We start from the raw sequence: 22,397 nt of genomic DNA, 5'->3' as shown, positions 1-22,397 counted from the left end.
TTCACGATAGATAGTGAGCGGCTTTTTTGTGGGTGAATGTTAATCATCACTATTCTGATAACCAATCTGTCTTCCGTAATTGTTGCTTAGTCTCACGGCGACGTTTTTTGCGGACGATATCGATGTCTTCTTTTTCGTGAATACCGCCTTTTCTTAACAGCGGATCAAGCGCCAAATAATTACGCGGCTTCACTGCGCCGTGCGATTGCTGTACACCTGCTTCAGCTTGTTGTTCTAACTGCCGTTCAATCTGTTTGGCCTTTTTTAAGGTTTGTTTTAAGCTCATATGTTTACCTATTTTTTAATTCTTTTTAGATACCAACGCCGAAAATCATCTTAGCGAGGAAAACAAGCGCAAATTGTACATCCAGTACATTAAGCAAGTTTGACGACGCTAAGATAATTTGCAGGCTTGGTATTAGCCTTTGATGCACATGACTTGTTTCAAAGTATGCACCACTTCAACCAAGTCTTTTTGATTAGCCATCACTTCATCAATGTCTTTATACGCGCCGGGGATTTCATCGATAACGCCTTTGTCTTTGCGACATTCGACACCATCGGTCTGCGCTTTTAGCTCATCAATGGTGAACGCGCGCACCGCTTTGCCGCGGCTCATTTGCCGCCCTGCGCCGTGCGAGCACGAGCAAAATGACTCTGTCGCGCCAAGGCCACGGACGATAAAGGATTTTGCGCCCATCGAGCCGGGGATAATGCCAAGCTCACCGGCATAGGCACTGATTGCGCCTTTGCGGGTCACGTAAACCTGCTCGCCAAAATGCACCTCTTCATTGACATAGTTGTGATGACAGTTAATGGCTTCTTTGGTTAGCTGAAATCGTGGTAACCCTGCTTGCGGTGATTGCAGCGCCTTGATCACCAAACGCATCATCTCGCGGCGATTCTCTAGCGCGTAATCCTGCGCCCAGCCGACTGCCTCAACATAATCAGCAAAGCTGTCAGAGCCTTGGGCAAAATAAGACAAATCACGATCGGGCACATGACCAAAGCGCGATTGACGCTCTTTTTTGGCCAGATTGATAAAATAGCGCCCGATACAGTTACCAATACCGCGGCTACCAGAATGCAGCATCACCCAGACATCTTGGTTTTCATCCAAGCACAGCTCAATGAAATGATTGCCACCGCCCAGCGTGCCAAGCTGTTTGGCCCAAGTACGCTCAAAGCCTTTAAGCATTTTGAGCAGGCCCGGATGCTTATCGGTAATCGGTTTTAGGCGTTTGCCAAGCGGGTCAAGTGTGGAGCTTTTTGCTTGGATTTGCTTGTGCATATTAAAACCCACAGGTACTTGCTGCTCGACCACCAAGCGTAGTGACTTTAAGCTATCGGGCAAATCGCTTGCCGTCAGCGACAAACGTACCGCGTTCATACCGCAGCCAATATCCACGCCCACTGCCGCAGGTATCACGGCTGACTTAGTTGGAATCACGCTACCAACAGTTGCGCCTTTGCCCACATGTACATCAGGCATGACCGCAATATGCGAGTGTATAAACTCCAGCTGCGCCAAGTTGCGTAATTGCTGCATCGCGCCTTGCTCGACATCTGAGGTGTAGATTTTGACAGGCACGCCATGCTTGCCACTTTTATTTAACGTTAATTGAATGCTCATTATTTTTATTTCCATTCTTTTATTTTAAAGCCATTTATTTTTTAATTTACCTATTTATATTTTTTAGACACAGTTATTCGTCTTAAATAAACACAATGTCTAATAAGAAAATAAATATGAAATAAAAAATTTAGGCAATAAAAAACCATATTTTTATTAATTAAAAATCAATAAAAATTCATGGCTGCTTTATTATGGACATTTTAAAGAAGAATCTTTCATACCAAAAATAAGGGCGTAAAAATTATGCGCACAGGTAGACAATCGCTAAATATTAGCGTGAATAATTTTTTGGTAATAAAGATACAGCAGAATGTTGGATAAACAGATAACAGCAAACACGAAACTACTTAGCACTATCGCATCGCTATTTTAACAAAGTAGATGTAGAAGAAGGATGGAGCGAGTACATATAGGAGGCTATTCATTGATATGAATAGCTAGAATATCACTCAATAGCTATATATAAATTTAGCCAAACCTTTTCGAAGTCTTCATTGTTGTCATGCTTTTCATACATTCAATCTTTAAAAACGTCTTAACAGTTATATAGGACACGATGATTCCTCCATAGGTTATGGCTAATGTCAGGGCGACAGTAGCAGATTTATTAAAAATTTATAGCAAGACTATAAATCAGTGAAATAATGATAACGATTTAAAAAATATTGTCAACTATTAATTTTTAAATAACAAAAAAAACGCAATGCCCGAGAATAATAATTTAATAGAGTAATTATTTCAAATAATAACTAATAGCTTTTTATACCATAAAACTATTAATTACTTCAGCAAACAAAGCCGCTGCAATTATGATAAATATGATGCCGCAACCACGATTGAGCCATGCTAAGCGATTACCGACATCAAGCCAGCTTGCCAGCTTTTTACCACCTAGTGTATATACGATCTGCCAAATGGTTTCACTCATGAATAGCCCAATGGTCAATAAGATATATTGCGGCCATAGCGGCGCACTGAAGTTAATAAACTTAGGAAAAAAGGCCGCAAAGAACAAAATGGCTTTTGGATTGGATAAGGATACCCAAACACCCGTACGAAACAGAATAAGATTACTGGGGCTTGCCTTGACCGCTGCACTCGACAGCGAGCGCGGCTGCGGTGTACCAGCTTGACCCTCAGCAGCAGCATAGTCGGCCTCGACCTCGGTACTTAACTCTTTAGCATCGCTCATCAAGCTACTATCGCCCGCATCACGCCATGAACTAATCCCCAAATACACCAAGTATGCCGCGCCCACCGCTTTGATAATTGTGAGTAGCCAAGGCGATTGACGGCTGATCACATCCAGCCCCAGCAATGTCGATAGCAGTAATACAAATAGACCAAGGCTTAACCCTGCCAGCGTCCATAATGTGCGCTTCACGCCATAGTTCATACCATACTGGAATGCCAGTAGCATATTGGGACCTGGGGTCGCGGAAATCAAAAACGTACTTGCGAAAAACACTGCAAACAGATGCCAAGACATCAGCTAACCCCTACTTTGTTATATATAAATGGTTCTTATACAGACAGCCATATCGACAAAAAAAGAAATACCGCCATGAAGACGGTATTTTTTATACTTACTTATATTATATACATATGTTTGGCAGTTTTATAGACTACTTGACGGCACAACTGTCTAATAGTTTTTGCAAAAAGCCGTCACAACGTTCGATTTCGATCAACTCAACATATTCATCCGCTTTGTGCGCCTGCTCAATGCTACCAGGACCGCAGATGATCGTTGGGATACCTGCATTGGTAAACTGACCACCTTCCGTTGCGTAAGCGACTTTATGACGCTCATCGTCACCAGTCAGCGCCGCTATCAATGACTGTAGCTCAGCGCTGTCATTATCCGTCATTGCTGGGACGCTCTCTTCTTGCATCAGCTCAATGCCCGTCTCAGGCGCACGTGCTTGCATTTGAGCATTTAATTCAGCGACTTTTGCTTGAATAGGCGCCAGTATATCGTCTTGCGTCATGTGTGGCAGGTTGCGGTAGTCAAAGGTGAACTCGCACAGATTGGGCACGATATTGGTGGCTGTGCCGCCGTGTATGGTACCTACTGATAATGTCGAATAAGGCACGGTAAATAGCGTATCGTTATCATCACGAGCGCTCAGCTCTTCAGCAAGCGTATCGACATAGCCAACCAATTTGCTTGCATAGCTAATAGCATTGACCCCTTGTGCAATCAATGAAGAATGCGCTGATTTGCCATGGACACGGCAACGATATACTGCGATACCTTTGTGCGCGACCACCATCGCCATATTGGTCGGCTCACCGACGATACAGTAATCAGGGGTGATACCGCGCGCTTTTAGGTCTGCCAAAATCAATGGCGCACCCAAGCAGCCCACCTCTTCATCGAACGACAGTGCCAAATGCAATGGACGACGCAGCTGACCGCTATTGGATAACTGTACTGCTTGCGGCAACATCGTTAACGCACACGCGATAAAACCTTTCATATCGCACGCACCGCGTCCATATAGTTTGTCACCACGTATCGTCGCGGTGAACGGCTCTGACGTCCAGTCCTGACCATCGACTGGCACTACATCCGTATGACCTGAGAGTACTAAACCGTTATTGATTTGGTCGGCATCTTCGCCAGCGGGTACGGTCGCAAACAAGTTGGCCTTGGTTTTTGCCTCGTTAAAGGTCAAATCTACCGCCAAACCTAACTGCTCACAGTACGCTTGCACGTCTTCAATAAGTGCTAGGTTGGAATGTCGACTGACCGTGTCAAAGGCGATCAGGCGCGTCAGCCAGTCAAGGCTTTGTGTTGGATGCTCAGTATTATCGAACTGGCTGTCGTTGTTATTGCTAGCGTTACTACCATTAGCTGTATTATTAATATCTTGGATCATAAAATATCCTTATTACGATATAGTGCCAACTCCAAAATACACCACTCGCTGAGTTAAACTTGCCAAGCTTATCAAACATACTAGCACCCGTTTACTCGCAATTTTGGTTTTCGAGATGGCATAAAATAAGTAGGCGCTATCCTTTTTGGAATGAGCGCCGCTGTAAAGCTCTTACTTCTTCATCCAGACCTGAAATAGGTCCTGTCACTGGCACGTTGGGAGCAACAGCTTGAATGGGTAAACTACTGACTGGTGACGTAGACTCCGCACCCATCTCCTTCATCCATTCGCTCAGTTGCTTGGATGAGCTGATATAGACAATGCGACCAAGACCTGCCCAAGCATGGGCCGCCGCGCACATAGCACAGTGCTCACCTGAGGTATAAACCACAGCTGTGGCTCGTGCATCAACCGTCATGTTTTGAGCCGCCCATTTTGCGACAGCAATTTCAGGATGATAAGTGGCATCGACTGTATTGATACGATTGCGATCCTCATATAGCACATGACCTTCATCATCAACCAACACACTACCGAACGGCTCATCACCTGCGTCTAAGGCCTCTGTGGCGAGCTCAACACAGCGACGCAAATATTCCATGTCACGGTCGGTTATCATCTTTACCTTCCTTTGTTCTTTTATCGCAAATCACGATGGCTATTGTCAAATAGTATCACTTATGATGGATTATTCTGATTCATGACGTCAAGCACTGGCGGCATGGGTTTTGGTAACCTGCCTTCTGCTTGTAGCTCTTTAGTAGTTTTGGCATTGATAGATAGTCCAGCAATCAGCGCAATGTCTTTTACAGGCTTGCGTTTACGCGTGGCAAAGCTTACTGGCACCATACGTGCAAACTCATAGATATATAGATAGGACTCTTCACCACCTTCGAAATCTTCATCTTCCTCTAAACGAATCGCACCAATCTTAGCCAAATCAGATAACATCTCATTCTCTTCACTGGTCAGACCGCAATCAGTAATACCAAAACCAGTCATAAAGCCGTTTGACCACTGTTTCAATGCCATCACACGCTCGTATAAATCATGTTCATCATCAGGGATGAGTGGCATATAGGCGTAGGCATCATCTTTATCTTTTAGCTGAAACACGGTGTCTTCTGCTTCCTCTGTCAACAAGGTCAATGCAGCCTCTGGTAGAGGCGCAAAGCTCAGCTCTTCAAACACCTTTGCCCATGTTGCTTCATCAGGCGCATTACAGGCCGTCATGAGCCCTGTCATCAGGCCATGCACTTCACTGATAGACACGTCAGTCCAGTCATCAAACGCAGTCAGCCAAGTATTCCAGCCAGAGATATTATCATTCATAACAGATGTCCTAGTGATTAAGTGTTACTTATAAAATAAAAAAATCGCGATAAAATGTCGGGGACAAATCATCGATAAATAAAAGTAAAAATACAAAGCCTTGTGCTTGTAATTACTTTGTTGATATAGATATTATGCGGTCACCTATGGCATTATTAAATGCAGCGAACAAAATTCATTCACGCTTACTTGTTAAGGATAAAAACTGACTATGTATGATCAACTTAGAATATTAGAAAAAATGGTACTCGACATCAAAAAACAGTATCAGCTTGTCAGTGCTGAACTTAGCAGCCTCAAACAACATCCTGTCACCGACTCTAAAGAATTTGCCGCTCTAAAGACCAAGCTCGATAATAGTCATAGCGAACGTGATGGTGCCAAAAAGCAACTGAACGATCTCGACAAGCGCTATCAGAGTCTCGCAGAAGCGCATCATATGATCGGTGAAGAACAAGACAAACTGCAAAAACAAATCAGCCAATTACAACAACAAAATAGCGAGCTGCAAAAGCACAATAATGAATTGAAGCAGCAATACAGCGATATCAAACAACAAAACAGTGAACTGCAAAAGAAAAACCAATTGGCAGCCGAGCGCACGCAAGTTGTATTGCAACGCCTGACCCTTATCGATCAAGCAGAAGGCTAGCGCGTCCCTGTAATAGATAGCAAAATATGCTACTTATTAAACCGCCCAACGCTATTTGTAAAACCTGATATCACTCATTTCACTGACCAGACATTGTAGGATGTATCATGAACGATGACCAAAGCAAATCGATAGATAAACAACCAAAAAACACTCAAGCGCCAAATGCACCATCAACAGCGCAAAAAACGACAGCCACAGGATCAAATATATCAAGCGCCATGGCACAATCTAATACCAAGACACCTAAAGCACCAGAACCACAAATCAAAAAAGTAGATATCGCGATTGCTGGTGTTACTTATCCAATTTTTTGTCCAGTACATGAGCAAGAAGAGCTACTATCGGCGGTCTCTTATATCAATAACTATGCGCTTGATTTAAAGCGAGATGCACCAAGCCTCAGTCAAGAAAGCATACTGGTGCTGTGTTGCTTAAATTTATACGAAAAAATCCATGCCAATCAAAGAAGTGATGAAGACCGTGTACAAAAAGATAAGCAATCACAGGCATTGTTAAATAAAATCATGAAAGACGCCCACTCTATTTTGTAATAGTCGCGGTGTTGTCTCAGCAGACAGATCGTTCAAAACATGCATGATCTAATAGTGTGCGATATGATGAAAAAGCATCAAATCTATTAGCGCTTAGCCTACTAAAGCTAAGCGCTTTTTTATGGTCAATCGTTTTTATCTATTTGCTTATGCATAAGGTTTGTAAGTCTTGCCTGCGTGAAAGTCTGCCTGATGCTCATAATTACAAAAGAATAATTCTTGATTGGCGTCGATAGCGTTATCACTATTGGCAGCGACATTCGGCCTGGTTTCAAGGACACCGCGATACTCCGCCAAACTGTTACCACAAAAATCACACTGACGCGGCGTGATGACATCACCCTCTTTTGGCATCATGCTTTTGGGTGGACGTGGGTACATAAACTTGTAGAACGCCCACATTGATGCCCAGATAATAAGAATTACAATAATAACGGCAAACACGGCAGTGCTCCTTCAATGACAGATAAACGTAATAAATAACAAGAGTGATGACGCTCACCATGATTCAATACGCTCTAATGCATAAATTTTACCGTCAATAATGGTAATGGCACAATGCCTTTACGGTTAATTGTTGATTGTGCTGGATTGTCATTAATGGTACTGACAAATACCCAAGTGCTATAGCAACAAAAAACTGGCTACATTGAGCCAGTTTTTATATCAAAACCTAAGATTAAAGGCTAGCAGTTATAGCTGTAGCTCGCTGATATCAGCCACAGTCAAGAACAAGGCGCGAACCTGCTTGAGCAATGCCAGGCGGTTGTTTTTCAAGGCCTCATCGTCGCTATTAACCATCACATTATCAAAGAACTGTGTCAATGGCTCATCTAAGCTCGCTAGTGTCTGCAATACTTGCGTATAGTCAGCTTGCTCAAGTAGCGGCGTCACCGCCATTTGTGCCTCGCGAACATGGTTATACAAGTTCTGTTCAGCAGGCTCAGACAGTAGCGTCTCATCAACCGTATCAGCAACGCTCACTTCTGACTTGGCTAATATATTAGCAACACGCTTGTTTGAATCAGCGAGCATTGACGCTTGTGACAGCTCACTAAATGCTTGTACGGCGCGAATACGCTGATCAAAATCAAGGGGCATATGCGGGTTAATCGCTTGTACGGCCTGAATCGTATCAACGCTAACGCCCTGCTCTGTATACATCGCACGATAGCGCGAGTTTAGGAACGCCATGACTTGAGTAAAGGTATCGCCCATTTTGGCAATTTTGCTGCCTTCAGCATCACTATATCCTTTAATCGCCTGCTCAACCAATGCCACCAGATTAATCGGTAACTGCTTTTCAATCAAAATACGCAAAATACCAATGGCAGAACGACGTAAGCTAAACGGATCTTTTGATCCCGTTGGCGCTTGGTCAATAGCAAAAATACCAACGAGCGTATCTAAGCGATCAGCCAGTGCTAGGCAAATACCAACTGGTGTCTGTGGTAAGACATCACCACTGAACTTGGGCAGATATTGCTCCTCTAAACTTGCCGCAACTGCTTCAGGCTCCTCATTTAAACGCGCATAATACGTACCTGCGATACCCTGCAATTCAGGATATTCACCAACGAGTGAGCTGGCCAAATCTGCTTTGGATAAAATACCCGCACGTACGGTGTCATCGACGTTGATATCGTGGCCTTGCTGCTGCATCAACGTGGCAATAAATGCTGCAAGCTTAGCAATACGCTCAGACTTCTCCCAAATCGTACCCAGTTTGTCTTGGAATACGCGAGTTTTTAAGCTCTCTGTGAGTGCAAACAAGGGCTGTTTCTGATCTTGTAAAAAGAAAAACTCGGCATCAGCCAAACGTGGACGCACGACTTTTTCGTTACCTTCGATAATCTGATTGGGGTCTTTAGACTCAATATTGGTGATAAAGATAAAGTACGGCTGCAATTTGCCCGTTTTATCGGTTAAGCAGAAATATTTCTGATCCGCTTGCATGGTCGAGATAAGCGCTTCTTGCGGCACTTGTAAAAAGCGCGCCTCAAAGCTTGCTCGTAGCGCAATGGGGAAATCAACCAATGCGGTGACTTCGTCCAACAACTCTTGCGGTACGATAGCATCAGAATTGACTTCATCTGCCAATGCTTTAACTTGGTTTTTGATCAGCATTTGACGCTTATCAAAATCTGCCACGACTTTTAGACCATCTAGTAGCTGCTCATAGTCATTGGCATGATTGATATTATGATAGTCAGGACTGTGGAAACGGTGGCCACGAGTTTGGGAGCCTGTTTGATGCCCTTGAATAGTCGCGTCAATGACAGTGTCATCCTGCATCAATACTACCCACTGGACTGGACGGACAAACTCATTACGACTGGCACCTGAACGCATACGTTTGGCAATTGGTAGGCTATCTAGCGCCGTTTGAAAAATAGCCGGCAGTAGCTCGGTAGTCGCTTGACCACTGATCGTTTGCTCATAGCCGACATAGTCACCTTTATCGGTGTTAATGGTCGTAAGCTCGCTCGCTTCAATGCCTAAACCTTTGGCAAAGCCCATCGCAGCACGCGTTGGATTGCCATCGCTATCAAATGCCGCTTTGATGGCTGGTCCACGTTTTTGCTCAGTGCGGTCAGGTTGCTTGTCGCTAATGCCTTCAATTTTAATCGCCAAACGGCGCGGTGCGGCGAAGGCTTTGATGCTATCAAAAGTGATATCAGCATCAGTCAGTTGCTCAGTGACACTGGCTTGCAGCGCATCGCGTAATGGTTTTAAACTCTTTGGAGGTAGTTCTTCACACCCCAGTTCAAATAGAATAGTACTCATGGGATGCTCCTATTGCTTGTTCGTCGGTTGGTTATTGTCAGTGCTTGGTTTGGCCAAGCTTTCTTCTGCTGGCGCATCTTCTTTTGGCAAATACTTCTCAAGAGCCTCGGCACGGTGTGCCTCATCAGCCAATGGGAAGCCTAACTTGGCACGAGCTTCAACATAACCAAACGCGACCTTACGCGCAAGTGTACGTACACGCAGGATAAAACGCTGACGCTCAGTGACCGAAATCGCACCGCGTGCGTCGAGTAAATTAAACGCATGAGAGGCTTTTAACACCATCTCATAGGCGGGCAATGGCAATCCTGCTTCCACTAACTTATCGGCCTGCTGCTCATAAAAATCGAACATCTCACCCATCATTGGCACATCAGCGTGCTCAAAGTTATAGGTCGACTGCTCGACTTCGTTTTGATGAAAGACATCGCCATACGTAACGCGGCCAAACTCACCGTCTGCCCAGACCAAATCATAAACGCTATCGACGCCCTGTACATACATGGCCAAGCGCTCAAGTCCGTAAGTAATTTCGCCAGTGACTGGGAAGCACTCGATACCGCCGACTTGCTGGAAGTAGGTGAACTGCGTGACTTCCATACCGTTTAACCAGATCTCCCAGCCAAGTCCCCACGCGCCCAGCGTTGGTGACTCCCAGTTGTCTTCGACAAAGCGCACATCATGCACCAATGGATCGATACCAATCGCGCGTAGTGAGTCCAAATACAGCTCTTGAATATTGGGTGGATTGGGCTTTAGCACCACTTGGAACTGGTAATAATGCTGCAAGCGGTTGGGGTTGTCACCGTAGCGACCATCGGTTGGACGGCGTGATGGCTGCACGTAGGCGGCGTTCCAACGCTCAGGCCCTAATGAGCGCAAAAAAGTGGCGGTATGAAACGTTCCCGCGCCGACTTCCATATCGTAAGGTTGCAATACCACGCAGCCCTTGTCAGCCCAATAATTCTGTAGGGTTAGGATTAAGTCCTGAAAAGTCATCGGTTGAGAGTCTTTGTCTTGTATCATCGGGGTTGTCGCTTCGGATGTCATAGTTTGGGTTTTCATAGTAAGTCACTGTGAAATGGGTATGATTAAATAAATCTCTGATAGCATTCGTCACCTATTTGGCAACGACGCTATTTGCCTGCTCACCTTACTAAAAATTGACTATTTTATCCATATTTACGTTAACTAAATTTGCATTGTCGATAAAAACACGCGGCTATATCCCTGATTTACGACCAAATCATCGTAAAAAACATATGACCAGCGACTAATCCTAAAAACAAAAAAATACCCAAATGCGTGAGCATTCGGGCAGGAGGAAAATTGTATCTTGGGCATCCTGATTATTCAGGCTTTTTATTTTTTGGGACTACTTTTTGGACAACTGCTTGTGGTACACACTTACTTCTTTTAACCGGTATTAATGTCTAAATATTAAACTTGGTTATTGATAGGAATCGCTATTGGCTTTTGGCATGATTATCCATAACACGATATAGATCAAAATACCCGGTACAGCAGCACTCAGTGATGAGACAATTACAAATAGTAATCTGACCCACGTAGGTGACCAACCGACATATTCTGCAATACCGCCCATCACGCCCGCTATCATGCGATTATTTTGTGAGCGATGTAATTTTGCTAACTTAGCCAAACTAAATACCTCTCTATTGTCTATTTTTATAATGTATTTTTTCTTCTTGTCTTACTTTTTTAGTCTCAAGGTTACCTTGCCTTGCCAACTTACAAATAAGTATATCAATTCTTGAAAATTTATCTGTTGAAGGTATAGACGTACTTTGTGAGTTTATGATACGTAAGCTTGCCCTAACCTGTCATACCACCACGCAAGCCCCTGATTTTAAATAGTTATTTCAAAATGTTTCAGAATCCACTTTGTTGCTAAAACCTTACTTCATCTACTTATATATCTTATTATTTTCTAAATGAATCAAAGAGATAAGCGGCGTTTTGCTAAATATTTGATAGTAATAATGACCACTCAAACCTTCAACTGTCAAAAAATCACCACTCGCTTTTTATTTTTAGATTCACACAAAAACCGATGATGAAAAAGTTAAGAATCTGCATAAGAGTCAAATATAAGTCAGATTTACAATAACCTACCTGTAAATCCTCCAAAACCTTTATACCATGCTGATAAGTAACTCAGGTTTTAAAGGATTTATCCTTAAATCTGAAACAAATATAAGCCTAAAACAAAATAAGGATGGCTATGTACGACAACGGATTGATGATTGGACACTTTGAGCCCTTACATTTGGGGCAAATGCGCAGCATATTAGAAGCAGCAGGACAAGCAAAGAACCTGCATATCGTCATTATGGCGCATCCATCACCGCATCCAGATTTTACGATCACCTTACAAGACAAAGCGCGTTGGCTACAGATGGCCTGTGCGGATTTGCCATTTGTTCATATTCATACCACTAATGAGATCGAGTTGCCGCTTCATGAGCATCTTTATGATAGCAGTGAGGATGTCAGGATCGATGTGGCGACTAGTAATGCTAAGTTGCAGCGCTTGATAGAGGCACTAGCACTCCCTGCAGAGACAGTATTGTTTATGGCGGAAAACCACCCACTGACGCAGAGTGATGTACAGGAGCAACTTATCCTACAAGTGGTCACAACAGCGCTACAGCCTGAGTTTGATTCGTACGCCATTGCTAGTAATCCAGTCGCCCATTGGTCAGCGATTCATCCAGAGGCCCGCGTTGATTATACTAAGACCGTAGCTATCGTCGGCGGTGAAAGCTCTGGCAAGACAACATTGGTGCATAAGCTTGCCAATTATTATGGCGCCAGCTTTGCGCTGGAGATGGGGCGTATATATGTGGGCACAGATTTGGGCGGTAGCGAGGTTGGACTACAGTACAGCGATTACGGCCCTATTTGCCTCAACCATGCGCAAGCGATACGCGATGCTAAAGCCAATGCAACTGCACCGATCACGATCGTTGATACGGATTTTGTGACCACGCAAGCATTTTGTGAAGAGTACGAAGGTCGCACCCATCCTTTTGTCGCTGCTTGCGTTGATGAGTTTCGCTTAGACCATACCATCATGCTAGATAACAATACGCCATGGGTTGATGACGGCATGCGCTCTTTAGGTACGCCTGAAGCACGTGGACGGTTTGAGCAGCGCCTACTAGACATTTTTGCGCGTCACGACATCATGCCGCATATGATTGACCAGCCGGATTACGATGCTCGCTATCAGCAAGCGTTGTTATTTATCGATCAGCACATCTATGGCAAAACATCATAAGCTATACCAATAAGCCCCCTATTTATAATAATAATTTATTCAGCTAACGCAGTGCCGTTAGCCTCATATTGAAATCAGTGTCAATTTTAGAGGAAAAAGTTATGCGTATTCAGCTATTGGACAACATCACCGGAAAATGGTCGATGCAATGGATTGTCATTTGGTTTATTTGCGGTGTGATTGCTCTGTCCGCCGGTTTTTGGCTCACTACAGATCACACTACGCTTGATTGGTTTTACTTGGCTGTCTCATTTATTGGCTTGGTTTGCGTCGTCTCGCTGTCATTTCGCAAAAACGTCATGGGCAATGGCTTTGGTATGGGCGCAACCGCAGGGGAGGTCATTGTACAAGCAACGTCTGGCGCAGTGGGTCTGATGCTCGCGCCTCTATTTAACTTTTTCACTCATGTGTATGGCATCTTTTACTGGTCAAAACACACCGACCCTGATGGCGACATGATACCAAAATCAGCGAGCAAAGCCGTTTGGTTAATCACTGCTGCATTTATCATCGTTGGTCTTGCCCTTTTCCCAACCGTCAATAATCTACTGGCAAGCTACGGTTATGCAGTCGTAGAAGATGATAATAGTCTGTTTTTGGGATTCATCTCTTTCTTTTGGATCAACGTCATTGCCTTTGTACTTTCTATTACCGCGCAAGCCGCCATGATTCTACGTTATTCCTTTAACTGGTGGTTATGGATTATCGTCAATTTTGTGTGGCTGATCGTCAATCTCATGTCTGGTAACTATATTTTTGCGATTCAAACCATGGTTTATCAAGTAAACGCCTTTGTCGGTCTCTATGAATGGCACCGCAGCGAACGAGGTTAATGGCAACATCTGTAGAAAAAAGCGTTTGAGATATTGAGATAAGTCTTACTAATATCGCGTTAGTAATACGAGCGAAATTGACTGTACCGTCTATCAGATAAAATGGTAGACACGCGCAATTAGTGCTACAACTGGTACTAATTGCGCGTGTTGATATTTAAATTGATAGTGCATGTCAGTGTCTTATTTCATTTACTAACAAGGAGGTTAGTATGTCTCGTCAACCCAAAATGTCCAAACGCACGCTTGAGCAGTGGCTCAGTGAGTACGCGGTCAGTCACCAAAACTTAATCAACAAAAAGATCCATTGGCTATGTGTCCCAACGATTTTTGTTAGCCTGCTGGGCATGGGAATGTCGCTGTCTGTGTGGTTTACTCTCGTACTGAGCGCGTTGGTATTACTGTTTTATATACGCTTATCTACGCCGCTATTTTTGGCAATGGGGCTGTTTATTCTGATTTGTCTGTCGGTTATGGCGGCTATGCCATGGGGATTCAAAGCGTGGGCGGCAGTATTTGTCGTTGCTTGGATTGGTCAGTTCATTGGTCATAAAATCGAAGGCAAAAAACCCTCGTTTTTTGAAGATTTACAGTTTTTGTTAATCGGTCCAGCGTGGGTCGCCAACAGTTTGATGCAACGTAAATAATCATTAAATTGTCGCATCAGTTCTGCAAACATTCAGTGTGGCTGTACTGTCTTTAATTTTTATTATTCATAAAAAAACGCCATCCAATGATTGGGTGGCGTTTTTTATGTGGCATATGTTTTATTTAGGATACTTCCTAAATAAAACAATAGGCTGCTTATCTTAAGCACCAAACACTTTCATACGCTCATCAAGTGGCTTGAATTCTTTGTCGCCTGCTGGCTGCTCAATCTTACCAAATACCATTTGCGCTTTTAGCTCCCAATCTGCATCGATGTTCCAAGTACTCGCGACTTTCTGATCGATTACTGGATTGTAGTGTTGCAAGTTTGCACCGACATCAATGCTTGCTAGTGCCGTCCAGATGACGTACTGATGCATTGCGTTGGTCTGAGTTGCCCAAATTGGGAAGTTGTCTGCATATAAAGGCGCCGCTTCTTGCATGCCTCTCACCACTGCTTTATCTTCAAAGAACAATACCGTACCAGCACCCGCTCTAAAACCAGCAATTTTGTCTTTAGTTGACTTAAATGCTTCTTCATCACCAACGATTGCACGTAGTGCGTCTTCAGTCATATCCCATAGTTTGTGATGATCATCACCGAATAACACAACGACACGCGTTGATTGCGAGTTAAACGATGATGGGGTATGCAAGACAGCATGCTCAACTACCTTTACGACTTCATCGTTAGATACTGGCAACTGGTCGCTTAGTGCATAAATAGTACGGCGTTTCTCTGCTAATTGCTGTAAGTCTTTTAGTTCTGACATGGTACTTCTCCATATTGTTGTAGGAATTATTTGCTCTGGGTTGATAGACATTGTCGATCTTGTGATCAACAAGTCGTTATAAAATAGTTTATTTATGTGGGCTATTATCGGAACAATTTACCTGAAACCCCATGTAATTTTTGTAAAAAAAACTTAACGATGATAATTATCTTTGAAAAATAGGTTAATAAATTTTGCGTATGAGTGGTTAACCTTTTAAACCTTTGGGTACTTCTGGCGCCACCAGACGCTGCATATTAGAATCCACTTCACCAAAACGCTCATGACCATTGTTCCAATCAATGACCGATTGCTTGAGCTCTTCTTTATTGTCAGCGACAAAATTCCACCACAGTAGTACTTGGTTGCTTAGAGGCTCACCACCAATGAACATCAAACGTGTACCCTTCTTGGCGACCAGCGTTATCGTTGTATCGTTAGTCACGTCAATACGATGAAAACGCAATAATTGGTCTTTTTTGTATACCTGACCTTCAGACTCCAGCTCTCCGGCGACGACCAAAATGCCATACTCAAAGCTTGACTCCAAATTTAGCGTGATATCTCCATCTTCTAAAAAATGCACATCAATTCCGACCAGCTTAGAGTATTGTAGCGTTGGTGCTTGATAAAGCTTGCCAGATACTGATTGATAACTGCCCGTGGTCAAAATCAGCTCAACATTGCCTTCAGTCCATGTTGGCAGCTCTGGGTAATGGTGAAAACTGCGTTCGACCTGCTGATTAGTGGGCAAAGCAATCCATAGCTGTATCATATTGATGTGGCGATGAGCAGCGCTTGAGTGAGCAGCATCTGAGTCAGCACTGTCCAAAAAAACGCTTTGCTCTGTATGGCTGATACCTTGTGTCAGCCCAGTACCTGCTGTCATGAGGTTGACTTGGTTTTTGGCAATGACTTGCGCGCTACCCAAGCTGTCTTTGTGTAAAATCTCACCATCAATCATCCAACTAAACGTCTGTAGATTGGTATGCGGATGGCGCCCAACTTGCACACCTAAATCATCTTGAGCAAACTCAGCTGGCCCTGCATGATCCAAAAAGCACCACGCGCCAATGGGCTGTTTGCCTTTGTTAGGCAATAATCGAGCAATAGGCACACCGCCAACCTCAGTCATTCGTGGCTCTAGAGTTCTAATTGTCATGTGACACCTCTTGGTATATGTCCTATTTATCTACAAAGAAAGCGGTACTTCCATCACCAATACTTTTGCAGCCTCTTCCGCTTCCATAGTGAAGTGCTTAGTATCCCAAACCCCAAGGCCATCTCGAGTAGCCAAAATGTTACCGTTTACAACGACTTTGCCACTGATAACAAAAATATAAGCACCATTATTAGGATTGTTTAGCTGATAGGTCTGCGTCACGCCTTCATCAAACTCTCCCATACTGAACCAAGCATCTTGATGAATCCAAACCCCTGCATCATCCGCATTTGGTGATAGCACCTGATTGAATTCATTGGGTGTCATGATGGTCCCCATGTGCACTTGCTGATAGCGAGGAGCAACGTTCATTTTATTTGGCATGACCCAGATTTGTAAAAACCTTACGGCTTCTTCACGACTGCCATTCATTTCACTATGAGTGATGCCTGTGCCCGCTGACATGACTTGGATCTCACCTGTCTCAATCATGCCCTCATTGCCGATGCTATCGCCATGCGCCAGTTTGCCAGCTAAAGGAATGCTGATAATTTCCATATCACGGTGCGAGTGGTTGCCAAACCCTTGACCACCAATGACAAAATCATCATTAATGACACGTAACACCCCAAAGCCCATACGCTCAGGATTATAGTAATTGGCAAAGCTAAAGGTATGACGGCTTTTGAGCCAGCCATGGTTGGCATTACCGCGGGAGTCTGCTGCATGATAGATCGTTTTCATCATTTATCCTTAATTATCAACACGTTTATCATCTATATATTTGTTATTAATTTACGTGATTGAACAATGTATCTATTATAATTGTTGACTATACAGAGATAAACAGACATAAATGCAAATAACTATTCTTTTTATAAGAACAATCATGAGGCATCGATAATGGGACAATTAGAAGACATGGCGATGTTTGTACGTATTGTCGAGGCAGGCAGTATCACTAAAGCTGCCGAGCAATTAAATATTGCAAAGTCAGCCGTCAGCCGCCGCCTAAAAGACTTGGAGACGCGCCTAGGCACTCAGCTGATCAGCCGTACGACGCGCCACTCTCACTTGACACAAGCAGGTGAGCAGTATTATCAGCAGGTCAACAGTATCTTAAACGCGGTTGATGCCTTGAACGAGACTACCAGTGACACGCCAACGCGCATTGGGGGTACGCTAAAGATGACAGCGCCATTGTCGTTTGGTCTTATGCATCTGACTGATGTGATTGATGAATACGCCAATCAGCACCCAAACCTAAAGTTTGAGTTGGATTTTTCTGATCGGCATGTTGATTTGATTGAAGAAGGATATGAGCTGGCTATTCGAATCAGAGAGCTACGAGATTCTAGTTATCAAGCAAAGCCGCTGGCACGGATTCGTTGCGTCATCTGCGCCAGCCCCGACTATTTAAAAAGAATGGGCACACCTGATACATTAGAAGATTTGGAGGGGCATGAGTTTTTGCAATACAGTCTTGGTCAAACAAACAGCATAGAACTGATTGATGCACAAGGAAAAAAGCATTATCACGCGATGAACGCCAAAATTAAAGCCACCAATGGTGAGTTTTTAACGGATTTGGCAGTAAAAGGACATGGCATTACCGTCATTCCAACTTTTATCGCTTATAAAAAACTGGCGCGTGGCGAGCTTGTACCGATTTTGCAGCAGTATCAATTGCCAATACTAAACGCGTATGCCGTCTATCCAAAAAATCGGTTTTTATCGCAGCGTTGTCGTTATTTGATTGACTTCATTGCCGAGCGCTTTGGTGATCATCCCTATTGGGATGATTTTTGATAGGATTTGTTTGAGCAAGGTTAATCTTTTACAAAGTATAGCGCCGTAGTTATTCTACGAAGCGCTCTACTATCAATAACTTCAATTTACTCAGTAATCGCTGAGATTTCACCAATCAGCTTCTTAGTCTTATATCTTGCTTCTGCTAATGCCATCTTGTCTTGTGCCACAACGGTCAATACACATGGCTTGCCGATATAGTCCGTTTTGACAAATAGCATGTTTCCAGACGTGGCTTCAACGATCGTGATATCGCACTTACCTTGTTTCATCTGGGTAGCTGATGAGTCGCTGAGCGCTGATAGCGTACTACTCATCGCCGCAAACTTATCGGATTGGTTGCTCAACTCTTTGATCGAAAAGCAGCTGATAGGAAAACCATCTGTGGTGCATAAGCTGACCAATATGATTTCTCTATTGGCTTCACACAAGGCTTTCATGTGACCCAAAAGTGCTATTTTCGCTGGTGATTTTTCGTTTTGTGTAGTCATATCTAACATTAACCTTGATTGTTCAGGGTATTAAATAATGATAATAGAGACACGGCGGACTCTTTATTTCTAGGATCTGTATTGATTACTGGAGCCACTATGTCGTGCTCCATCAGCATGACTCTGATTTCTTGTCCGAGCGCTGCCAAGCTTTGTTTATCAGCATCTTCGCAATGGGTAATACCAATAATACAAGTCGTCTGCTTTTCTGCTGGTGCAAAAAAATGTAGCAATTTATCTAAGTTAGCATAATCAGGCGTCTCGCCATGCTTGATCAAGATCAGCAAACCCCACAAGGAGTGATTGACGAATTCCCACAAAAACGAAAAACGCTCTTGACCTGGAACCCCATAGATACCTAATGCCATATCATCAGACAGGGTGATTCTTCCATAATCAATACCGACGGTGGTGTACTCTTTACCAATATCGATACTAGATTTTGCTTCTGTCTCGAAAGGACTTATCTCACTCAACGTCTTAACCATTCGAGTTTTTCCGGCGCCCACTTCACCAATGATAGCTAGCTTTTGATAATTCAATTTTTTACCTCATTCCTAAGAATTTTTTGATCGCACCGTAAAATTTGTTAGGCTTTTTTTCACTAACCTTTTGCTCATCTAATGGCTGTGCATCTGTCACATTTAGTATACCTGATTGCTCAAATCCTACTATCATTTTTGTGACTTGATCAAGTGAGCCAAACTCACCACTATCTACTAACGCATCAAATGGATACGGTTTCTTAGTCAATTTAACACACAAATCCATAATCATTTGAGGGTTACTTTCATGATTTAAGTCAGGCCAAGCCAATAACTTAAGACTTTTGCCTTTATAGTCCTTTTTTGACGCGTTATTAGATTTTTTTGTGTCAAAGAAAGGCTGAATACGCTTGGTTTGTAGTTCATCAAAACTATTTAAAACCGCACTATTTTTTTCAATAAAAGTATCAAAAAAAGTGCCTTTATCTACAAAGTCAAATACGCTGACGCCCCAATTATTAAAGCTACGCTCTGTCACATTTTTTTCGAGAAAAACCCAAATATCTTCATGTCTAGGATCAGATGCTATCTTGGCCATCAACTTATCTACTGCAGCATAAGGACCTTCAAGCACTTGAAGGTACTGCCCTTCGCGATAGGATATGATACCAGTGATTTGTAACTCTGGATTATGCTTGCTAGAGACTCTGACAATATCTGATAATCCAGCAGGCATACGAACACTGCGATCTTTGATAGGCGCTCTGCTGACATATGCAACACATTTCATTTTGTCACCATTTGATAGAACATCCAAAACTCAATGAATTCTTTATAACCATGTATAAAATAATAATTCGTTATACACCGTACGCATATAACGAATTTGGCTCTATTGCTGATAATGTTCAACACGCTATCAGCAATAAGCAGGACTCAACAAACCGACGACGGCTTGATTGATGTTAGCCAAATTATATTTCTAATTTGCTTTCAATTGATTGTACTTTACGGCGTGCCAATGCAAGGTTCGCTTTTGATTTATCAAGTACTAGGTAAATAAATAAATCTTCATGACTGGCTGTCGGGCGAATGATGTGCAGCTGAGACTCTAGTGTGATCAACATATCTTCGATTTCACCTTTGATGTCTAGTGATTTCATCGTTGCTACTTTTGCTTTTACGACTTGCGAGTTACCGGCAGCAGCCAGCTCTAAATCAACACCGCCACCAATCATGCCTAGTACCATACCTGACATGTAATCAACGATACAGGCACCCATAGCACCATCAAGATCCATTAATTCTTTCAAAGACTCATTAATATTTGACATACTTTTTTCCTATCCATTTGTTTGTGTGTAGATGAGATAATTTCTCTTGAAAACGCTTGTGCAATTCAATCGTAATAAACTGCATGATACTTATTCACTACTTACCTAATCATTAGCTAAACTTAAATTTTTTCATTTATATTGAAGAAGATGATGATAATTCAATACAGACATTTAAGTGTATTTTTAGGTACAGGAACTATAGCGTGCTCGTAAACAAAGCCGTCATCCCATATCAATTATTATATGCTATATCGCGACTCAGAGCACATTTGTACCTAACCACTCAAGAACAAATAACGACCGCTGAGTAGGAAAAACCATACCAATCAATAATCATTCTATTTTAAAGCGTAAAAATTACATCTTTAACTTTGAATTTAATAGATTTTTTCGCCGACCTCATCAAACAATAAGAGAAACATAATGTCAGATTTACTCATAAAAAATGCCCGATTGGCCAATCGAGAAAATTTGGTCAATATCAGTATAAATGGCTCTCATATTGAGAGTATTGACAACATCTCGGAGGCATCTAAAAATAATGACAATGAGCCAACCGCTATTTTTGATGCTAAAGGCAATTTTGTCTGCTCAGGATTTTTTGAGAGTCACATTCATCTTGATAAAGCCTGCATCCTAAATCGTTGCACGATAGAGCAAGGCGATTTAGACGAAGCCGTTGAAGAAACCAGCAAGGCAAAAGCAGATTTTACGGAAGCAGATGTGTTTGAGCGCGCATCAAAAGTTATTGAAATGGCCATCAAAAAAGGCACGGTTGGTCTACGTAGTTTTGTCGAAACCGATTCAAAGACAGAAATGCGGGCGTTTAATGCAATAAAAAAAGCGCAGGATAAGTACGCATTTGCCATCGATATAGAGATTTGTGCTTTTGCCCAATCAGGATTAACCAATGCGCCACATACCTATGAGCTATTAAAACTCGCATTGTCGCAAGGCGCTGATTTAGTTGGCGGTTGTCCTTATAAAGATGATAACCCTGACAAACATATCGAGATGGTGTTTGATTTGGCAGAACAATTTGACGTCGATGTTGATTTTCATCTCGATTTTGATTTGGATCCAAAAAACTCCAGTATTCCAAAACTGGTTGAAGAAACCATCAAGCGCCATTACCAAGGCCGTGTGTCTATCGGCCATGTGACCAAACTGTCTGCAATGGACAAAGACAAGCGCACAGAGATGGCAGCGTTATTGAAACTCGCTGATATTACTTTGACTGTTTTACCTTCTACCGATATATTTTTGAATGGGCGGGATTATGATTTGCTAATTCCTAGAGGCATGGTGAATGCTAATGAGATTTTAGAGATGGGTATCAATACGACCCTCTCTAGTAATAATATTTTGAATGCTTTCACACCTTATGGCGATGCCTCATTGGTCAGAATGGCGAATATGTACGCCAATATCGCACAGTTGGCAAAAGATAAGCAGATAGCAGATGTGTTCAACATGATTACCAAGAATGCAGCTCAGCTACTCTCAAAGCAGACAGAGATAGCAGTAGGAGCACCAGCGACGTTCGTGATACTAGAAGCAAAAGATGCGGTAGAGACCATTAGAACCAACGCTCAAGCATTGGCAGGCTTTAAAAATGGTAAGCAAACATTCTGTAATGACGCCGCTCGCATTTGTTTTGAATGATATAAACGATATCACTTGGGGATATTCAATTAATTGAACGACTG

24 protein-coding genes are annotated in these 22,397 nt (G+C 42.9%); 7 read left to right on the top strand and 17 right to left on the bottom strand.

Annotated elements, in window-relative coordinates; translation table 11 throughout:
• Positions 1-49: 49 nt before the first annotated feature.
• From ACHUET_RS07805 to ACHUET_RS07780, 6 genes are all read right to left on the bottom strand, one after another.
• Positions 50-286, bottom strand: a complete 237-nt coding sequence (locus ACHUET_RS07805; RefSeq protein ID WP_394211933.1) for a hypothetical protein — start codon at positions 284-286, stop codon at positions 50-52.
• Positions 287-418: 132 nt separating this feature from the next.
• Entirely contained in the window at positions 419-1,633 is a 1,215-nt protein-coding gene (locus ACHUET_RS07800; RefSeq protein WP_394211931.1) for an RtcB family protein, read from the bottom strand.
• A gap of 763 nt (positions 1,634-2,396) precedes the next feature.
• Complete coding sequence (locus tag ACHUET_RS07795; RefSeq protein WP_394211929.1) at positions 2,397-3,125, bottom strand: LysE family translocator; 729 nt, start codon at positions 3,123-3,125, stop codon at positions 2,397-2,399.
• A gap of 136 nt (positions 3,126-3,261) precedes the next feature.
• Positions 3,262-4,521, bottom strand: coding sequence for an acetylornithine deacetylase (argE, locus tag ACHUET_RS07790; RefSeq protein ID WP_394211927.1), 1,260 nt, complete (start codon positions 4,519-4,521; stop codon positions 3,262-3,264).
• A 136-nt stretch (positions 4,522-4,657) separates the two neighbouring features.
• Positions 4,658-5,140 carry a deaminase gene (locus ACHUET_RS07785; RefSeq protein WP_394211925.1) on the bottom strand — a complete coding sequence of 161 codons (483 nt, stop codon included), beginning with the start codon at positions 5,138-5,140 and terminating at the stop codon, positions 4,658-4,660.
• A 59-nt stretch (positions 5,141-5,199) separates the two neighbouring features.
• Positions 5,200-5,853, bottom strand: coding sequence for a UPF0149 family protein (locus tag ACHUET_RS07780; RefSeq protein ID WP_201597994.1), 654 nt, complete (start codon positions 5,851-5,853; stop codon positions 5,200-5,202).
• Between the two features lie 211 nt (positions 5,854-6,064).
• Here ACHUET_RS07780 and ACHUET_RS07775 point away from each other — a divergent pair, with 211 nt between their 5' ends.
• Together ACHUET_RS07775 and ACHUET_RS07770 are read left to right on the top strand one after the other, a co-directional pair.
• Positions 6,065-6,505, top strand: a complete 441-nt coding sequence (locus ACHUET_RS07775; RefSeq protein WP_201597993.1) for a hypothetical protein — start codon at positions 6,065-6,067, stop codon at positions 6,503-6,505.
• Positions 6,506-6,612: 107 nt separating this feature from the next.
• The gene (locus tag ACHUET_RS07770; RefSeq protein ID WP_394211922.1) at positions 6,613-7,059 is read left to right on the top strand and encodes a cell division protein ZapA; all 447 of its coding nucleotides are present in this window, start codon (positions 6,613-6,615) and stop codon (positions 7,057-7,059) included.
• A gap of 147 nt (positions 7,060-7,206) precedes the next feature.
• Here ACHUET_RS07770 and ACHUET_RS07765 read toward each other — a convergent pair whose 3' ends face one another.
• From ACHUET_RS07765 to ACHUET_RS07750, 4 genes are all read right to left on the bottom strand, one after another.
• Positions 7,207-7,503 carry a hypothetical protein gene (locus tag ACHUET_RS07765; RefSeq protein WP_394211920.1) on the bottom strand — a complete coding sequence of 99 codons (297 nt, stop codon included), beginning with the start codon at positions 7,501-7,503 and terminating at the stop codon, positions 7,207-7,209.
• Positions 7,504-7,752: 249 nt separating this feature from the next.
• Positions 7,753-9,846 carry a glycine--tRNA ligase subunit beta gene (gene glyS / locus ACHUET_RS07760; protein ID WP_394211918.1) on the bottom strand — a complete coding sequence of 698 codons (2,094 nt, stop codon included), beginning with the start codon at positions 9,844-9,846 and terminating at the stop codon, positions 7,753-7,755.
• A gap of 9 nt (positions 9,847-9,855) precedes the next feature.
• Entirely contained in the window at positions 9,856-10,845 is a 990-nt protein-coding gene (gene glyQ, locus ACHUET_RS07755; RefSeq protein ID WP_394211949.1) for a glycine--tRNA ligase subunit alpha, read from the bottom strand.
• A gap of 451 nt (positions 10,846-11,296) precedes the next feature.
• On the bottom strand, positions 11,297-11,509 hold the full coding sequence (locus ACHUET_RS07750) for a PspC domain-containing protein (RefSeq protein ID WP_201597988.1): 213 nt from the start codon (positions 11,507-11,509) through the stop codon (positions 11,297-11,299).
• Between the two features lie 582 nt (positions 11,510-12,091).
• Between ACHUET_RS07750 and nadR the strand changes: the two genes are divergently transcribed.
• The 3 genes from nadR (at position 12,092) to ACHUET_RS07735 (ending at position 14,630) form a co-directional block, all read left to right on the top strand.
• Entirely contained in the window at positions 12,092-13,150 is a 1,059-nt protein-coding gene (gene nadR / locus ACHUET_RS07745; protein WP_394211915.1) for a multifunctional transcriptional regulator/nicotinamide-nucleotide adenylyltransferase/ribosylnicotinamide kinase NadR, read from the top strand.
• Positions 13,151-13,251: 101 nt separating this feature from the next.
• Positions 13,252-13,983: a nicotinamide riboside transporter PnuC gene (pnuC, locus tag ACHUET_RS07740; RefSeq protein ID WP_394211914.1), complete on the top strand. Its 732-nt coding sequence runs from the start codon at positions 13,252-13,254 to the stop codon at positions 13,981-13,983.
• Between the two features lie 212 nt (positions 13,984-14,195).
• The gene (locus tag ACHUET_RS07735) at positions 14,196-14,630 is read left to right on the top strand and encodes an Mpo1 family 2-hydroxy fatty acid dioxygenase (protein WP_071003023.1); all 435 of its coding nucleotides are present in this window, start codon (positions 14,196-14,198) and stop codon (positions 14,628-14,630) included.
• Positions 14,631-14,792: 162 nt separating this feature from the next.
• Here the strand turns inward: ACHUET_RS07735 and ACHUET_RS07730 are convergent, their stop codons facing one another.
• From ACHUET_RS07730 to ACHUET_RS07720, 3 genes are all read right to left on the bottom strand, one after another.
• Positions 14,793-15,404 carry a nitroreductase family protein gene (locus ACHUET_RS07730; RefSeq protein WP_394211911.1) on the bottom strand — a complete coding sequence of 204 codons (612 nt, stop codon included), beginning with the start codon at positions 15,402-15,404 and terminating at the stop codon, positions 14,793-14,795.
• Positions 15,405-15,612: 208 nt separating this feature from the next.
• Positions 15,613-16,566, bottom strand: coding sequence for a pirin family protein (locus ACHUET_RS07725; protein ID WP_394211909.1), 954 nt, complete (start codon positions 16,564-16,566; stop codon positions 15,613-15,615).
• A gap of 30 nt (positions 16,567-16,596) precedes the next feature.
• Positions 16,597-17,310, bottom strand: coding sequence for a pirin family protein (locus tag ACHUET_RS07720; protein ID WP_394211947.1), 714 nt, complete (start codon positions 17,308-17,310; stop codon positions 16,597-16,599).
• 159 nt (positions 17,311-17,469) lie between these two features.
• Here ACHUET_RS07720 and ACHUET_RS07715 point away from each other — a divergent pair, with 159 nt between their 5' ends.
• The gene (locus tag ACHUET_RS07715) at positions 17,470-18,375 is read left to right on the top strand and encodes a LysR family transcriptional regulator (RefSeq protein ID WP_238037848.1); all 906 of its coding nucleotides are present in this window, start codon (positions 17,470-17,472) and stop codon (positions 18,373-18,375) included.
• Between the two features lie 86 nt (positions 18,376-18,461).
• Here the strand turns inward: ACHUET_RS07715 and ACHUET_RS07710 are convergent, their stop codons facing one another.
• The 4 genes from ACHUET_RS07710 to ACHUET_RS07695 form a co-directional block, all read right to left on the bottom strand.
• On the bottom strand, positions 18,462-18,866 hold the full coding sequence (locus tag ACHUET_RS07710; protein ID WP_394211907.1) for a roadblock/LC7 domain-containing protein: 405 nt from the start codon (positions 18,864-18,866) through the stop codon (positions 18,462-18,464).
• Between the two features lie 8 nt (positions 18,867-18,874).
• Positions 18,875-19,408, bottom strand: coding sequence for a GTP-binding protein (locus ACHUET_RS07705; protein ID WP_201597974.1), 534 nt, complete (start codon positions 19,406-19,408; stop codon positions 18,875-18,877).
• Between the two features lie 4 nt (positions 19,409-19,412).
• Entirely contained in the window at positions 19,413-20,141 is a 729-nt protein-coding gene (locus ACHUET_RS07700; RefSeq protein WP_394211904.1) for a BLUF domain-containing protein, read from the bottom strand.
• Positions 20,142-20,325: 184 nt separating this feature from the next.
• Positions 20,326-20,685, bottom strand: a complete 360-nt coding sequence (locus ACHUET_RS07695) for a hypothetical protein (protein ID WP_201597971.1) — start codon at positions 20,683-20,685, stop codon at positions 20,326-20,328.
• A gap of 426 nt (positions 20,686-21,111) precedes the next feature.
• On the opposite strand from ACHUET_RS07695, the gene ACHUET_RS07690 reads away from it, so the two are divergent.
• A complete protein-coding gene (locus tag ACHUET_RS07690; protein WP_394211902.1) occupies positions 21,112-22,353 on the top strand; it encodes an amidohydrolase family protein in 1,242 nt (413 codons plus the stop codon).
• Positions 22,354-22,397 lie beyond the last annotated feature (44 nt).

Source organism: Psychrobacter piscatorii (assembly GCF_043641605.1).
GTDB classification, from domain to species: Bacteria; Pseudomonadota; Gammaproteobacteria; order Pseudomonadales; family Moraxellaceae; genus Psychrobacter; species Psychrobacter piscatorii_C.
This window is presented reverse-complemented; position numbering and strand designations above follow the sequence as displayed.